Below are 16,742 nucleotides of genomic sequence, written 5' to 3' on the forward strand. Positions count from 1 at the left end.
GATGGAAGCCAGTTTAGTAAAATTATCAGCTATTTTAGGGCCATCGGTTTTTGACACGGCTTATATGGTGTTTTTTACCATGATCTTATCAACAGCCTTGGGTTTTGTCATCGCTGTGGCCTTGTATTATACCGATAAGGAAGGGCTAAGACCCAATGCACTTATTTATAGCATTTTAGATGTTTTCATTAATATTGTGCGGTCTTTCCCCTTTATTATCCTGGTCGTGGCCGTCATCCCCTTAACGCGAGGAATTGTGGGTGGGGTGATTGGGCGGACCGCGGCATTGGTGCCCTTAACCATCAGCGGCACCGCCACCGTGGCGCGCTTATTAGAGAATTCCTTCCGGGAGGTGGGGCGGCCCTTGATTGAGGCGATCCGCTCATTTGGAGCCAGTGACTACCAAATCATGAAGGAAGTCGTCCTAGTGGAAGCGGCTCCCCTGGTGATTGTGAATTTAACCGTGGCCATTATCGGGATTATCGGAACCACTTCGGCTGCCGGAACCGTTGGCGCTGGCGGATTAGGGTCTGTGGCGATTAACTACGGCTACAACAGCTTTGATTCAGTGATTATGTACGGGACCGTCCTGGTGATTATCCTGATTGTCCACTGTGCCCAATTTGTCGGCAATTACCTCTATAAGCAGTCCTTAAGATAATAGCCCTTGTAAAATCATGTGATAATGGAGAAAACAAAAATGAGTAAAATTGAATTAATCAAAAAAGTTATTAATAAAGAAGTCACCGACTATGTCCCTTTTTCCTTTAAATCCCACCTGCCTGAAGTCGACCATGACCCGGTCAAATATGCCCAGGCCCTAGCGGAAAAAGTTCACCAGTATGACTTGGATTATGCTGGTCACAGCAGTAACGGGCTCTTCACGGTGGAAGACTATGTGGATGAAGTCGATCATTCCCCGGTTTATAAGGGCGGCGTGTCCATCGTAGTCAAAACCCCTTATAACCAGCCAGCGGACTTGAAAAAGCTACCCCATGACCTCGATATCTCTACTCCTTCTTACCAGCGCGAGTTGAAATCGCTGACTTACCTATTAGATCGCTTAGGTGACCAAGTCCCTGTGACCGTGATTTCCTTCAGTCCCCTAACCATCCTGGACAAGTTGACAAAGGGTCGGGCAGTCGAGTTTATCCGCAGTGGGGAAAATGAACTCCTTCACCAAACCCTAGAAAATTTGACCAATGTCCAAGTCCAATATGTTCAGGCTGCCTTAGATTTAGGCGCCGCGGGTGTCTACCTGGCCTCTCAGTTTATTCGCTATGACCGGGTAACGAAGGAAGAATATTTAGAATTTGGTAAGCCCTATGACTTAAAAATATTAGAAGCGGCAAAGGCAGGCTGGTTTAACAGCTTCCATGCCCACGGGACGGATATTATGTTCGACCTGATCAAGGATTACCCGATCCAGGTCTTTAACTGGCATGCCTTTGAATCCTTGCCTAGCGTAGAAGAAGTCTTCAAGTATAGCGATTTCGTCCTTAACTGTGGGGTGGACCGCTTTAGTTTCAATGATTTCAATCGGAACCTGATCCGCAACCAAATCTACCAAATTTATAAAGCCACCAAAGGGCAACGCTTATTATTTAGCCCTTCTTGTGGGACCAATAGTTTCTTTGACCCCGAGCTGATCTATTATATTAAAGAAGTTAAAGCGGAAACCGACCGTATCTTTAATTTAAGGACTGAGGCTTAATAGTTTATTGGTGCTTGAAGATAAAAGGTTATTATAAAAATGAAAGACACAGAAGACCGATAGACTTTCTACGGATTTCTGTGTCTTTTTTGTAGGTTGAAGTTTAGTCTACTCGGTAAAAGAATTCATCTGGGTCTTCGATTACGTCATAGTTGTGCCCACCAATCAAACGATCACGGCTGATGTCTGAAGCATCGGAGCTGGAAGGAATCGGGACCTCAATCTGAATCCCTGCGGGAGCAATGATCAAGAGCGCTCCACCAATATAACCATCAGTAGCATTGAGACCTGCAAACAAAATTTGGTTTTCTTTTTTGGCATTTCCAAGGTAAAGATAGTGATGAGGGTCGACGCGCCCGTCTTCATAAAAGACAAACTCTTGCCCTCAACCATTACGCCAAGTGCCTACTAGGGTGGATAAGTCACCTTGCTGGATTTGATCGATGTCTAGGCCTTGCTGGGAAGTAGTGCGACCAAGGTCACCGGCAATGGTGGGGACTGACGACTGATTGGCTGAGCTTTCTGTTTCAGTATTTTCGTCTTTACTTTCGATCTTGGTTTCCTCTTCGCTAGATGCTTCTTCTTTCTTGCTTTCTGACTCTTCCTTGCTGGATTTCTTGTCTTTGGGTTCTTCTTTTTCTGAACTGGATTCCGAACTTACCGACTCTTGGCTTTGGGAAGTCGCGGTGGAGCTCTCACTGTTGTTTTGGCAGCCGACTAGGAGTAGGGTCAGTAGAACGGTTAGGCCAAGGAGCCCGTGTTTTGCTTTCTTCATCGTTGTTTCCTCCATTAAATGATTTTTGCAGGCTTAAAAAGTAATCTTGAAAGCCTTTTCTTTAATTAAACCCTGTGGGAGGTGGCTTGTCAAGGCGGATGGAGGGGGGATTTTATATATGTAAAATATTTTTAATGTAAAAGGCTCCGAAAAATGATAGAAAAAATAACATTTTTCGGAGCTTTTATTTTCTTTTTAGAGTTCGGTATATTTTTTATTGCTGCCCTTACTTTTTTCTACGGGATACTTTTGGGCGTTGAGTTTTAACTTCTCTTCGATGATTTCATGAACATCCAGGTCTAAATTATCAGCAAACATCAAGCAGTAGATTAAGACATCAGCTAATTCTTCTTTGATCGCTTGCAGGTTTTGATTGCCTTCTTCAGCCGATTTCCATTGGTAAATTTCAAGTAACTCACTCGCTTCTAGGACAATTGAGAGGGCGAGATCTTTTTCGTTATGAAACTTGCGCCAATCTCTTTCATCGCGAAAGGCATTAATTTTATCGATTAAATCCATCATTTTCTCATTCCTTTAACTCATGGTTCTGTGCTTTTTGGAGCATTTCTTGTAATTCTTTATCGACGGCGTGGATATATAAGCCGTTAATCCCACGTTTGAGAAGGACATTCAATTGATTTTGTAAGAGTTTATCAGAAATATCGACCTTTTCACCTGATTCCAAGGTACGCTTTTTAGTCATTTGATCGGATTTAGCGGCACTAACATCGTAAATCACTTTACCGTTTCGATACTTTACCGAAGGACCAATAATGACACCAGCATAATTTAAGTCGAAACCTTGGATAGTATAAGTTGAACCGACTTCATGTAGGGACTTGGGCTGTTCTGCCCAAGATTGATTGTTTTTACTACTACTTGGTTGCTTAGTATCGGTATAGTTCCAGGGTAGTTTAAAATCTCCATCCTCAACGTACCAGGCAGATTTTTCTTTTGTAGGCGCCTTCCAGTCCCAATCATAGGTAGCTAACATGCGGGAGATTCCATTATCCCGATTTTGCGCTTTTTCGATGATTGCTTGATACATGCTCTTGCTGTCATCAAACACTTTGATATTGTAGCCTAATCTATCCTCAGGGATGTTAGTAATTTTTCTGTCTTTAACGAATGTGTTGATCCATTCTACCGTTTTTGTTTCAGAATGAATCCGCATTTGATTTTCCAAATAAATGTAGTTATCGTTTTTTATACTGCGATCAATCATCTGGTCTATTCTAAGATTTTCCCAGTATTGTGTTCGTGCAATGATTTGGTCCTCATCAAAGATCAGAATAACCAGTTTAGCATGTTCTAAAATATCTGTTAATTGATCTTCTCCCCTATAGCCTTGGTTACCTTGGGTGAGTAATAGGTGGCCTTCATCAATCAATACGATATCTACTGCTTTATCAGACTTTTGGGCTTTGTTGATGAAACTAGTCGGCTTTAAGACTTTTTCATCTTTTTTCTTTTGGATATTCAATTTTAAAGCAATATCATTATAGACCTGCATTTGTTCATTGTGATTGACTAATAAATAGCAATCTAGGGGATCTTCAAGTGAATCAACAACTTTAGCATCATCGGTTTCAATATCAGAATCTTGATACCTAAGATTATTCAACTCATAAAATAAAGCACTAAGAAGAACGGTCTTTCCCGCTCCAGCTTCGCCACTGACCAGGATTAATTCAGCCTCTTCGTCAGTTTGAGAGTTCTTTCGTCGTTTAAAATTATCGATGACCTTATCGAAAATTTTCTCCTTGGCTTTTATTTGTTCGATGGTCAGTTTATGGAAAGGAGAGGCTTTAAATAAGGCATTGTCTTTAATAACAGACTCATCGGGAAAGATTTCAGGTTCGCGTTCATGTAAATCCTGCCAGATTTGAGAAGTAAAACCTTCTAAATATTCATGGGTATAATAGTTAATTTGCGGATTATTTCTTCGGTTATTCAGCTGTCCGATATTTGGATTACCAGACATATATAACATAAGCCGATTTTCGATATCTAAAGTTAACGATTTATTGAACTTCTCATGACCGATTATAAATAAGTTGGCAAATTTAGCTTGTTTAAATTCTCGCCAATCTTGTCTTTCAATAGGGTCTCTAGTCAAGTGTTGTTGGGTTCGCGAAATGATATTAGTCGTTTCACCAACATAAGCGATAAACTTTTTGCTCTTTTCCCCAGTGATCACATAGACAGTAGGATAGGTAAGGAACATATCACTTTTACTTAATGAATTTGACGGTGTTTCGGTATTATTTTGCATCGACTGTTCAAATGCCTTTAGAGCATTCGCATCATAGTCAATTTTTTCTATTATCGGTCGGTCGTTAGTCATTAGATATCACCCAAAAAATATTATTTAATAATTAGTATAACAAAAAAAGAGTAAAAGCAATGAATATTAGTTGTAAAGTTTAATATAGCACTTTAATTACAGAATTGAGGGAATATATCAGTAATATTTGTGGAAAGAGCTAAAAGTTAGCCATCGATATAGTAAAATGGACTTTAAATTACTATCTAAGAATTAAAAAACTGCAATTATGTTAAAATCTTTATAAAAATATGCAAATAGAAAGAGTGAAAGGCATGTATTCCATTGGTTTGGATATTGGGATTGCGAGCGTGGGTTGGTCTATTATTGATTCGGAAAATGGTCGAATCATTGATTTAGGGGTTCGATTATTCTCAGCGAGAAATAGTGATAATAACGCCGAGAGAAGAAGCAGTCGTAGCACCAGAAGATTATATTCTAGACGCAAAACACGTCTAAAAGACGCCAAAAAAATTCTGGAAGCACATGGCTTCAAATTGGATAAAGCTTTGCTAAATGCTTGCCCTTATGAAATGCGAGTACGCGGTTTAAGTGAAAAGTTAACTAAAGGTGAAATCTACCGTGTCATTACCCATATTGTAAAGAAGAGAGGTATTAGTTATCTAGATGAGGAAGCTGAGATCAGTGGCACAGATGCAAAAACTTACAAAGATCAAGTCAATGAAAATAGGCTGCTTCAAAAAGAACTAACACCTGGAGAAATTCAATATCAACGACTTAAAGAGAATGGCCGTGTTAAGACAGGCCTCAGTTTTGAAAAAGGCTATCAGTTGAATGTGTTTACGGTAAAGGCTTATGCGAATGAACTAAATCGTATTCTATATAAGCAACAGGAATATTATCCAGAAATCGACGACGAATTTATTAATCAATTCACTAAACAAGGCCATCGTGAAGAGGCTGGTTTAATTTATCGTAAGCGTCCCTATTATGATGGACCAGGGAACGCTCAAAATAATTCGGAGTATGGGCGATGGGCTAATTATAAAGAGGAAGGGCAACCCAAACCTAATATATTTGAACAATTAATTGGGAAGGATTCTGTTAATCCGGATGAGGTTAGGGCGAGTGCTTCGAGTCTAAGCGCCCAGAAATATAATTTGTTGAATGATTTGAACAATTTAACACTTATTCCGGAAGATCGGAAGTTATCCACAGAAGAGAAATTATCTTTAATGAATGATTTAATGACCCAGGAAATAGCCAGCTTTGGGCCAAGCACCTTGGCTAAGCGTTTAGGATTGAAGGTTGACCAAATTAAAGGGTGGCGAGTAAATAATCAGTCTAAACCAGAAATACATTCTATGAAGGTTTATCGGGATTGGCGTAAAATCTTTAAGGAATCAGATATTGAACTCAATGATTTGCCGGTTGAAGAAATAGATACGATTGCTAAAGTAATTACCTTAAATAGTGAATTACCAGCTGCTATGGCAACTTTAGACCTAGAAATTCCTTTGCTTGATGAATCCGTTAAACACGTGATTGCTAATTATTTCCATGAACTGAAGAAAAAATCTAGCAAGAGTTCTTGGCACAGTTTCTCTACAAAAACTTTGAATCTTCTGATACCTGAATTGTTGCATACGAGTGATGAACAAAATACCATTCTAGAGCGGATGAATCTAAAATTTGATCTTCGAAATAAATATGCCGATAAGAAGCAATTGCCGCTGGATGACATATTAGCTGAAATATATAATCCAACGGTGACTAAATCCATTCGCCAAACAATTAAGATTTTTAATGAGTTAGTAAAGAAATATGGAAAACAAAATATTTCCCATGTAACGATTGAAATGCCACGGGATAAGAATGAAGCTGATCAACAAAAAAATATAAAAGATATACAGTCCCTCAATACTAAACGCAAGGCTAATAGTGAAAAATATTTTCTTGAAAAGTCTGCTTGGGATAAGGCACGCTTTCAAGCGGCTTTGAGAAAACCATCCTTCGCTAGCAAGTTATTGCACTACTATTTACAGGATGGCAAATGTGCCTATAGTGGAAAAGCTATTCGTCCCGAAGATTTGTTAGATAATTCATGTGAAATTGATCATATTATTCCCTTGTCTATTAGTTTGGATGATTCCATTCATAATAAAGTCTTGGTTACTGCCAGCGCTAACCAAGAGAAAGGACAACGGACTCCTTACATGGCCTTTGAACAAGGTGCTAATTTTAATCGAACTTGGGATGACTATGTTGTTTGGGCGAAATCGAGAAAGTTTAATCGAAAGAAAGAAGCCAACTTATTAACTGAGAAAAATATTTTTGATCCTGACATCCAACAAGGTTTTGTTCAAAGAAATTTGAACGATACACGCTATGCCAGTCGAGTGGTCTTAAATGCTGTTCAAAGTTTCTTCTATGGACAAAAAGAGCTCACTAAGGTAAGGGTGGTAAATGGTTTGTTTACCCATACTTTGCGGAAAAAATGGGGAAGCGCTTTAGATAAAACACGAGGAACCCACCACCATCACGCTGTAGATGCAACTCTTTGTGCAGTATCACCTTTCATTAATATTATTAATTATCAATATCATCAAGATGCAGATGGCTCTAAATATATGATTGATATGACTACGGGGGAGAAAATTAGCTATCGTGATTTCAAGATGATGAACTACTACGATAAGAGAAGCTTTGTGCCGATTTGGGAAGATTTTATTGAACAACTAATTCCTACGTATCTTTATTCACGTATCAAATTTTCCCATCAAGTTGATAAGAAATGGAATCGAAAAGTGAGTGATGCCACTATCTATTCAACACGGAAAATAACCGAATTTAAGATTCAAAAGAATGGTAAGACAAGTTTTAAAACAGAAGATTATGTCATTGATAAGATTAAAGATATCTATACAGATGATGGCTGGAAGGTATATGACAAAAATCGTGACAAATTATTGATGAAGGAATTAGATGAGCAAACTTATAAAATACTCTTACAAATTGCTTCAGAATATCCTGACTACAAAGAAGTGCAACAAGCGAATGGCAAAGTAAAGAAGGTACCTGTTTCTCCTTTCCAATTATATTGTGAAGACCAAGGAGTACCTGCCATTCGTAAGTATTCTAAGAAGGGTAATGGACCATATATTCGGTCGGTTAAATATAGGAATAAAAAACTTGGAAATCATATCAATGTTACAAAAGATGAAAATGGCAATAGAATGGATAAAACCTCTAATAATCGAATTGCGTTTTTGACAGGCCAGAATCCATGGAGAGCAGATGTATATTTTAATCCTAAGAAAAACAGTTACGAATGGATGCGCATAAAATATAATGATTTTAGATTAAAGAATGGGCAATACGGAATACCATTATCTACCTATAACAAAATAAAAGAGCGGGAAAGAATTTCAAATGACTCGCAATTTCTATTTAGCTTATATAAAGGTGATTGTATACGGATTTATAATGATATGGAACAACTCGAGTGTCTTTTTAGCTCCAAGGCAAGGGAAAATGGCAACCAGATTGAATTGAAACCAAAGGATAAATCGACATGGAAAAATGAAATTATTCCTGTTTTTGGACTTATTAAAGATCGAGCGCAAGTAACACTTAAAGAAGGAATGAAAATTGAAAAATTAACCACTTCTTATTTGGGAGATGTGTTTAAAGTAAATCAAGAAAAAGGGCCAAAAAATATTTTAATAGATGATTGATCTATTTCGAGATGATTGTTACAATGGTAATGTAGTCGACGGACTATCACATCTGACGAGGTGTGCTGATAATTTTACTGATAGAAAATTATCGGAAAATCTACAAAAATAAGGCTTTGTGCCGAATTCACCACCTGCTTTGTTCAGGTGGTTTTTTATATATTTTTTTAGGGGAGATAGTGATGGGATTTCGTACGGTTTTTGTCAAAGATGGAGATAAGCTGAGCTTACAATTAGATAATCTTTATATTAGGAAAAAAGGTGATAAGTATGTCATACCACTGGATGATATCCAATCGATTATTCTTGAAGGACATGACACTGTTATAACGACACGTTTGTTGGCTCGATTGACCAAATATCATATTCCAGTAATTATTTGTGACCATAAACATATGCCTACTGGTATATTTTTAGAAATTGGACAGTATCACCGTGCTTCTAAACGATTACAAAAACAAGCGGCTTGGAAGCAAGAAATTAAAGATATAGTTTGGCAAAAAATTGTTCGCATGAAAATAGAAAATCAGTTTGAAGTAGCAAGTCAACTCAGCGATGATATTCATCGGCTCAATAAAATATCACAATTATCTCAAGAGGTACAAATTGGAGATTCAACGAATCGAGAAGGGCATGCAGCAAAATTATACTTTAATGCCATTTATGGAGTAGATTTCTCACGTAAAGATGATTACATCGAAAATGCCTACATGGATTATGGTTATGCCATTATACGGTCCCAGATTGCCAAGGATATTGCGGCTTCTGGTCTGCATCCGGCATTGGGAATATTTCATAAAGGAGAATACAATGCTTTTAACTTGGTCGATGATTTAATGGAACCTTTCCGTCCAATAATGGATTGGTACATCCATTTATCAGTGCATGATGGTGATAATTTTTTGACCTATGAAAAGCGATTACAATTGATTAACTTTCTTAATTTATCTATGAAAATCAATGGTCGCACTCAGCGTATTTATAATATTATGGCTGATTATGTTAATTCATTCATCAAAGCTATGGAAGAAGAAAATCCTGATGTACTTCTAAAAATTAAGGTTGTAGAGTTTATGGAGTGTGAAGCAAATGAGGTATGAGCATATGCAATTAATTTGTATGTTTGATTTGCCGGTTGAAACAAGCCATGAAAAGAAAGCTTATCGCATATTTAGAAAGGCGCTCATCGAAAATGGCTTTCAAATGATCCAATATTCAGTTTATAGTCGAGCCCTTCCCAATCGAAGTGCCTTGAAAAAGTATGAATCGATTCTGAAGCGATATGCACCAATTAATGGGAATATTCGCTTGCTTTATGTGACGGAGAGACAGTATGAAGAAATGCTTCTCTTAACCGGTAGTAAAAGTCGTCAAGAAGAAGTAGTTGGAAGCAAAAGATTGGTGATTATATGATGCAGACTTTTAGGATTGGATACCGACTTGATCATTTTCTAGAATTTGAAATAGATGATTACGTTGTAATTATTGGCAATACTTATCATTTGAAACGTGAACTTATTTTTGCCATGGAGAAAATGTTTCAAGGTAAATCTCTGTCAGATATGGAATTTAATTACTATGGCCATGATGCCATTCTTAGTATCGATGGGAAGGAAGTGAAGGCCAAAGACGTTTTGTATGTGCCAATAACGCAATATTCTTCTTTAGAAAAATTTTACTCTCTAAAGAAAGGAAGCTTATTTTATGATAAGTTAATGAGATTGCATCAAAATTATGAAATTAATCATCAAATAAGTAAAATTAATGATGAATTGTTACGACTAGAAGTAATAATGAATGATTTGAGTAGTAATTTAATAAGAAATATTGATATTGGTGTACAACATCTTGAAATGGCTACTTTGCTGAAAAATTTTGTGACCTTTACCTATGAGCATGCTGGAGAAGAAGTTCCCCTAGAATCCTTAACATTAGATATCGCCTACCAAGATATTGTGAACTTATTACGCATGCATATTGAAGAAAGTGCCCAGTTGGTAATTATTTTGTTAGATTTAGAGCCATTTCGAGCAGTCAGTTATGAATCAACAGAATTCATCAAGCAGTTATTACAGCTTGCTGAGGAAACTCATCTGCTGAAGTTGATTATTTTTGATGATGGCGATCTCAATCAACGTTTTGTTATTGACACAGCAAAAACGATTGTTGTGGCGGATGATGTGCAGCAGATGCCGGAATTTAATTTGTTTAAAGAATCTATTGCTAGACATTATCCCGATTCACTGACTATAACTGAGGAAGAGTTGCAGCAAAGATTCTATCGCATATGTAAGTATCTTGGACATAGTATTGCTACGGATATTAGTATAAGTCCTAAGGATATGATATTATTGTACGTAGTTAAGGATCTTTTAGGAGATACTAGCCATATCGAGACGTCGATTGATGACTTATCTCAAGCTGAAAGGGCTTATCTAACGTACAAGAGCTCGAATTAATGCAATTTTATCGCAAATCAATTTGAGGTTTTTGTACTCTCCATAATTTTCTATCAGTAAAACTGAACTTTAAAATGTCGAATCAGACGTATGGTTTTTGTACTCTCCATAATTTTCTATCAGTAAAACTTCTGAATGTGAATAGAGATACTGTCTATAGTTTTTGTACTCTCCATAATTTTCTATCAGTAAAACCGAGAGTGGTGCTGGAAGGGGCGCCTCCTTGTTTTTGTACTCTCCATAATTTTCTATCAGTAAAACCTAGCTCATCATAGGGTATTAACCCATCCTGTTTTTGTACTCTCCATAATTTTCTATCAGTAAAACAGCGCTATATATCATCCATCCAGTGTCCAAGTTTTTGTACTCTCCATAATTTTCTATCAGTAAAACTCAGATTCTAGCAACTGTCGAAGGCTACCAGTTTTTGTACTCTCCATAATTTTCTATCAGTAAAACTCTGGGGGCGTTTTTTTGTTTATAGGTCTAGTTTTTGTACTCTCCATAATTTTCTATCAGTAAAACACCTTTGATCCCAAAATAATTATTATAGTCGTTTTTGTACTCTCTATAATTTTCTATCAGTAAAACGAACTTGCTTATCATCGCCTAATACGGCCAGTTTTTGTACTCTCCATAATTTTCTATCAGTAAAACATAGCTGGTCACTTATCAAGGGGACAGATGGTTTTTGTACACTCCATAAAACCTCATTGATTTTCTATTATAATACTAAGAATAACTCAACTTTAAAAACTAAACTTTAAAATTGATTAATATAAATAAATTGTTTATTTATAGATTATTCGGTCACTTCTGTGATAGGATGTTTATATTATGGAAGGAGAGATAGTATGGCCGATGAAAATAAAAATTTAAAAGATAATCAATATGTTGGTGATGATGGAAAAGTATATGAAACTGTTGAGGTAAAACCTTGGTATAAAAAATGGTATCTGTGGGTAATTTTTGCTCTGGTACTATTGCTATTTATACCAATGTATCCTGTTTCTCATCCGGCAGATAATTCACAAGAAAATATGGCTTCAGAAGAAAGTATTCCGAGCGAATCCTCATCGAATACGGAAGCACAAGAGAATAATTCCTCACAGGACTCATCTCAAGCAAATAAACAGATTTATTCTGCAGGTGAAGAAGTTATGCTTACAGATGGGAATAATAATGTATCCATTACAATTAATTCTGCCTCTGCAGATCCAAATAAATTACCTAGTTACATGCATGGATCGGACTTTGTAGATAGTTCACGAATTGTTATGATTGATTTATCATATAAAAACTATGATTTACCAGAAAATTTCAGAGTTTCTACTCATGAATTACAAGTGTATGATGAAGATGGCCATGGTTTAGAAAGAATTAGTCAGCAAAATGGTCAAGATGAAGTAGGACAAGGTCGCTCAGCTGATTCACAAGTATATTTCTATTATGATAATCCTGAAGAAAAGCCTGAAACTATTCAAGTGGACTATGTTCCTATGGGATCCTCAGATTCTGTGGTAACAATCGAAGTCGATGTTGAACAATGGATAAGAAATATTTAATTTTTTAGTTAAAAATGGTCAACTATTTTTATTTTAGCACTGAACTCGGTTTTATTTTAATCTTATGTTAGGATTTTTGTAAGGGCTAACTCCCGAGAAGGGAGGTGTTAGTTATGTTAAACGAACTCCTTGCGCTGATTATTGCGCCACTACTTGTGGGAATAGCTATTGAGCTATTTTCTTGGTGGCTAAACAAGAAGCAATAATTAATTAGCCCATTAGCCACACACGTCCATACCCACCTCTGGACGAAAAAAACACCCCTAGAAGCCACTAACTTCTAGGGGTGTTGTGTTTAGTTATGAACGAACTCCTTCGCTCCACATTTTTAGTATAGCATGTATGTTGGAATTTACCAATATCTAGCTTATTTCTTTATGGCGAAGGTTTATTAGTATACTGGTCAGTCTTTAATTCCCTATCAATAGCAGAGGGGTTTACTTTATTTGAGGGCGAGTATTTCACTTTGCTGGCTAAATGGAATAATTTCTATATCAGCTTCCTTAGCTGCTTTTTTATTTCTTTCAGAAATGGAATCTTTTTCAGAAATAATGACAAATTTTAAGTCGTGTTGAATAAATTAGGGTTCTATTTTTAAATCCTCGTAAATAAATTTTTTAGACACGATATTATCAAAGCTAGGTTTACTAAAGAATTGAAACATAACATTAGGTCTCCATTTAGTGGCACCAAGACTATAGTCTATTTTGTAGTTAATGCTTGATGATCCAATAATGCAGCGATCAATTTATAAATCCTTCCTAGTCAAATTCCTCATCTAAAATTTTTCTAATACAAAGTTAAAGAAAAGGCGATTAACCCTAAAATCGGTTATAATAAAACAAAAAGCACTAGGCGAGGGCAGAAATATGGAAGATGAGAAGAAGAGTTCTAAACGGTCGGGTTGCTTTGGTAATTTTTCCCTTTTTATGGTTTTGTTAGTACTTACTGCCATGTATTATTTTCTCAATCGGACTTACCGGCAACCGGATTTTCCTGCTGCCAGCCAAGAGTATTACGTGTCGGATTATAGCCAGCGTTTGAATGATTTCACCACCCAGCACATCATGAGTGAGGGCTACAAGTTGGACCAATTAACTCAGGCCAAGCTCGCGGTGGCTGTTTTACCATGGACTGAAAGGTTCAATCGTTCCAAGTATAGCCAGACCCTGGCGGATAAATGGGGGATGACTGACAAGCCTGAAAATGAATGGGCTCTCCTCCTTTTTAAAACGGATGTCTCTTACCCCAGAGAAACTAGTGTTGATAACCCTTATATGCACTTGGAAATTGGTGGGGGCTTAAAAGACGAGCTGACTAACGAAACGACTGAAGAAGTGGTCGAGCACTATGATGATGATATTTATTATAATCAAAATAACTATGACCAGGCAGCCTTTGATTCCTTTAATACCCTGGCTCGGCAAATCTACCAAGCCCACCAGCTGGAAGTTCCCGAGTCACTGACCCAGACCTACGAAGAAGCTGCCCAGGATCCCGCTAACCAAAGTAAGATCAACAGCAATCTCATGCAGGCAGACCTCAAACAAGCTGAGTCCCAAACCTTAAGAAATCCCCAGCCCCTCTACCTCCAGTTGGGCAGAGCTTTCTTTTTTACCATCTGTACCTTACTGGCCCTAGTGGTTGTTTCTGTCGTCTGCTTCTTTTTTGCAACTGGATTTCTGGCTTTGGCTAAATTCATCTCCAAACTCTTTCATTGGGATGAGAAATAGGCGGATTTCCTGAAAAGCACTTATCTTATAGTAGATAAAATGAGTCTTTTATTACTTACTTCTCAGAAACCATCACCCTATAAAAAACGAAACCACACAAAAACACCGTTCTCCTGCATCACATACAGTGGGAACGGTGTTTTTTATACCCGACCGAGGTGGGCGAAGACCCTACCGAGAACTTCAAAGTCTTCGCTATTTTTGACTTCATTTTTAGCTCCTAGCGGCAGATAGAGGGGCAGGTCTTGGTAGATTTGGTAGCGGGCTAACTTCAATTGACCGGAATCCTTATCGGCCAGACACAAGATGTCGCCTTCCTTGATCTTGGCTAGGGGGTCGACCAGGGCGTAGTCCTTTTTACTGAGCAGGGACTGGATAGCGGGATTATTGATTTTGACCGCAAAGATTTCCTCATTAGGCAGCCCCATAGAGGCAAGTTCGAAAAAATGCTTTTTCTTAGCAGCTTTGAGCTTGCCTTTTTTGTATTTCTTATAGACCGGCACCTCAATAACATCGGCGCTCTTCATGTCGGAAAAGCCCCGCAAGTGGAGTTCGGAGACCCCATAGAGATTGGCTAACTTGGTCAGGGTTTCTTGGTTGACTTCAGACTTGCCTTGTTCGTAGCGCCAGACGGTTGAGACCGACTTGCCGATTTTTTCACTGACGGCTTCGATAGTCAGTCCGGCCGCTTCACGGGCGGATTTGAGGCGTTGGGCGAGGGTAGGCATGGTAATTCCTCCTTGTTTTACTGACTGATCATGAGAGTTTTCTCACTTTGAAAAGTGTAGTCACTTTTGCCAAAGTCATGAAACAGTCGAGTTCTTGAAAGCGTATTTTTAACTTTCATATATTATACCGAAAAAGCGACGGAAATACTTCCCAGGTGTATACTTTTGACAAAAAATGAGATAAATATCACAAACATAAGCCGAAATACTCTCTGTTTAAGAAGTGAAAAAGGTTAGAAAATTATTCTACCTTAAGTAGTAATTTTAGAAATTATTCTACTCAGTGTAGTATTTAAAAACGTGTTCCAAAAGTAAGCCCTGACGTCCACTTCATAAACGCAGGAAGAGGCTCATACAAGCCTTTCCTTCGTTTATTCCAGTGTTTCAGGGCTCTGGTTACTTTTGTCACACTCTATAAATTGTCGAAATATGAATATATAATATAAATAGAATTTATGCAAAATTATATAAAATCCCTTGCTTTTTCAAATTGTATATAATATCTTTAAAAACGAAAAGAGAAATTTAACTCTTTTCAAGGGTGGCAGACCGGGGCTTGCTGCCTAGAAAAAGGAGGGAGGAATTGATCACAAAAATCCACCAAGGATAAGAATAAGACGACAGAAACTGTCACTTTATGCATAGTCGTTGAAACAAGTGTTAAGCAGAACATTCCTAGTCAGAATTTTAGGACCTAAGACTAAGACCTTAAGCCCTTCTTTTTGCGTGGAAATTTTCTGACTCAGTTAACAACAAGTTAAAAAGATACAATCACAAGGAGGTTATGATGACTGTAAGACGTGTGGTGCCGACGAGCTTTTGGCGGTCGCTGGAAGCCTTGGACCATTATAGCCAGGAGGAACGTTATTTTGCCTTGTACTTGATGACCAATCCCAAGTGTAGTCAGGTGGGGATTTATAGTTTGCCCAAGCGGCTGATTGCCTTTGAGACGGGCTTGAGTCTGGACCAGATCGACAGGCTGCTGGAGCGTTTTAGTCAGGACTTTAAGAAGATTGCCTATTCCAATACCCACCAGGAAGTGACCCTCTTACATTCCCTATCTTATTCCATCTTTGTCGGCGGGCGGCCCGTGATGGATTTGTTGGAGAAGGAATTGTCTCTGGTTCAAGACACCGACCTGATTGAATCCACCTTTGCAGCCATGCGCGACTTTTGGTTGAAGTCGAGCCGGCGGGTGGACCAGGCCATTATGCAACTCTTCGTCAAGGAGATCAAAAAACGCCGCTATGTGGCGGGGGACGATGAGAAAGACAAAGCGACTGAGAGTGATAAAGAGGATGGGGATGAAAAACACAATGAAGAGTCGGCTGGCGAGTCGTCACTGCCTCCGAAACTCCCAAGGACGCCCTACCAAGACGACTATGAAAATCAGGTGATAGACCGGATCACGAATCGCTACCAGATTCTCTTTAACGAAGAAATGCCTGAGGCGGACCAGGAGAAGTTAAAGGCCTATTGTCTGCTCTTTGAAGGCAAGCTCTTGGAAGAAGCGCTCTACCGGGCTAAGGAGGCCAAGCACCCCTTGTCTTATTACTTCAAAATTCTCGAGCGCTGGGATAAGGACCACATTTACCGATTTGAAGACTTACCCCCTGCTAGTGAAGAAGTCAAAAAGACCAAGTTCCCTAAAAAGACGGGCTACCAGGAGATTGTTCCAGCTTGGTTTAAGAGCCAGGTCAAGTGATCAAAGTCCTAGTGGAACGGACAGTTTCAAACCGACAGA

At 38.3% G+C, this 16,742-nt stretch carries 15 protein-coding genes and 1 CRISPR repeat array; of the genes, 10 read left to right on the top strand and 5 right to left on the bottom strand.

The features are described 5' to 3' along the window. Window position 1: 1 nt before the first annotated feature. Window positions 2-661 (top strand): methionine ABC transporter permease, encoded by a 660-nt coding sequence (locus tag JFU01_RS05455; protein ID WP_064293419.1) that lies wholly within the window; start codon window positions 2-4, stop codon window positions 659-661. A 39-nt stretch (window positions 662-700) separates the two neighbouring features. Then, window positions 701-1,714, top strand: a complete 1,014-nt coding sequence (locus JFU01_RS05460) for a uroporphyrinogen decarboxylase family protein (protein WP_195856142.1) — start codon at window positions 701-703, stop codon at window positions 1,712-1,714. Window positions 1,715-1,817: 103 nt separating this feature from the next. On the opposite strand, the gene JFU01_RS05465 is transcribed toward JFU01_RS05460, so the two are convergent. The 4 genes from JFU01_RS05465 to JFU01_RS05480 form a co-directional block, all read right to left on the bottom strand. Next, window positions 1,818-2,012 (bottom strand): hypothetical protein, encoded by a 195-nt coding sequence (locus JFU01_RS05465; RefSeq protein ID WP_195856143.1) that lies wholly within the window; start codon window positions 2,010-2,012, stop codon window positions 1,818-1,820. Between the two features lie 87 nt (window positions 2,013-2,099). Beyond that, entirely contained in the window at window positions 2,100-2,489 is a 390-nt protein-coding gene (locus JFU01_RS05470) for a DUF6287 domain-containing protein (RefSeq protein WP_195856144.1), read from the bottom strand. A gap of 195 nt (window positions 2,490-2,684) precedes the next feature. After that, entirely contained in the window at window positions 2,685-3,011 is a 327-nt protein-coding gene (locus tag JFU01_RS05475) for a nucleotide pyrophosphohydrolase (RefSeq protein WP_195856145.1), read from the bottom strand. 4 nt (window positions 3,012-3,015) lie between these two features. Next, the gene (locus JFU01_RS05480) at window positions 3,016-4,836 is read right to left on the bottom strand and encodes a DUF2075 domain-containing protein (RefSeq protein ID WP_195856146.1); all 1,821 of its coding nucleotides are present in this window, start codon (window positions 4,834-4,836) and stop codon (window positions 3,016-3,018) included. A gap of 254 nt (window positions 4,837-5,090) precedes the next feature. Between JFU01_RS05480 and cas9 the strand changes: the two genes are divergently transcribed. The 7 genes from cas9 to JFU01_RS05515 all read left to right on the top strand — a co-directional run bounded on the left by cas9 (window position 5,091) and on the right by JFU01_RS05515 (window position 14,270). After that, window positions 5,091-8,513, top strand: a complete 3,423-nt coding sequence (cas9, locus tag JFU01_RS05485; RefSeq protein WP_195856147.1) for a type II CRISPR RNA-guided endonuclease Cas9 — start codon at window positions 5,091-5,093, stop codon at window positions 8,511-8,513. 182 nt (window positions 8,514-8,695) lie between these two features. Further along, on the top strand, window positions 8,696-9,613 hold the full coding sequence (cas1, locus tag JFU01_RS05490) for a type II CRISPR-associated endonuclease Cas1 (RefSeq protein ID WP_195856148.1): 918 nt from the start codon (window positions 8,696-8,698) through the stop codon (window positions 9,611-9,613). Between the two features lie 4 nt (window positions 9,614-9,617). Beyond that, the gene (gene cas2 / locus JFU01_RS05495; RefSeq protein ID WP_195856149.1) at window positions 9,618-9,926 is read left to right on the top strand and encodes a CRISPR-associated endonuclease Cas2; all 309 of its coding nucleotides are present in this window, start codon (window positions 9,618-9,620) and stop codon (window positions 9,924-9,926) included. Then, window positions 9,923-10,972 carry a CRISPR-associated protein Csn2-St gene (csn2-St, locus tag JFU01_RS05500; protein WP_195856150.1) on the top strand — a complete coding sequence of 350 codons (1,050 nt, stop codon included), beginning with the start codon at window positions 9,923-9,925 and terminating at the stop codon, window positions 10,970-10,972. The genes cas2 and csn2-St overlap by 4 nt, the downstream gene beginning before the upstream one ends. Window positions 10,973-10,999: 27 nt before the next feature. Then, window positions 11,000-11,629: direct repeats of the CRISPR family, unit length 36 nt; unit sequence GTTTTTGTACTCTCCATAATTTTCTATCAGTAAAAC. Between the two features lie 197 nt (window positions 11,630-11,826). Beyond that, the gene (locus tag JFU01_RS05505) at window positions 11,827-12,537 is read left to right on the top strand and encodes a hypothetical protein (protein WP_195856151.1); all 711 of its coding nucleotides are present in this window, start codon (window positions 11,827-11,829) and stop codon (window positions 12,535-12,537) included. 113 nt (window positions 12,538-12,650) lie between these two features. Next, the gene (locus JFU01_RS05510; protein ID WP_195856152.1) at window positions 12,651-12,743 is read left to right on the top strand and encodes a type I toxin-antitoxin system Fst family toxin; all 93 of its coding nucleotides are present in this window, start codon (window positions 12,651-12,653) and stop codon (window positions 12,741-12,743) included. A 663-nt stretch (window positions 12,744-13,406) separates the two neighbouring features. Continuing rightward, window positions 13,407-14,270 (top strand): TPM domain-containing protein, encoded by an 864-nt coding sequence (locus tag JFU01_RS05515; protein ID WP_195856153.1) that lies wholly within the window; start codon window positions 13,407-13,409, stop codon window positions 14,268-14,270. A 143-nt stretch (window positions 14,271-14,413) separates the two neighbouring features. Here JFU01_RS05515 and JFU01_RS05520 read toward each other — a convergent pair whose 3' ends face one another. Then, window positions 14,414-14,998, bottom strand: a complete 585-nt coding sequence (locus tag JFU01_RS05520; RefSeq protein ID WP_195856154.1) for a helix-turn-helix domain-containing protein — start codon at window positions 14,996-14,998, stop codon at window positions 14,414-14,416. Window positions 14,999-15,785: 787 nt separating this feature from the next. On the opposite strand from JFU01_RS05520, the gene JFU01_RS05525 reads away from it, so the two are divergent. Beyond that, entirely contained in the window at window positions 15,786-16,703 is a 918-nt protein-coding gene (locus JFU01_RS05525) for a hypothetical protein (RefSeq protein ID WP_195856155.1), read from the top strand. Window positions 16,704-16,742 lie beyond the last annotated feature (39 nt).

This window comes from Aerococcus sp. Group 2 (assembly GCF_905125285.1).
Classification (GTDB): Bacteria; Bacillota; Bacilli; order Lactobacillales; family Aerococcaceae; genus Aerococcus; species Aerococcus urinae_E.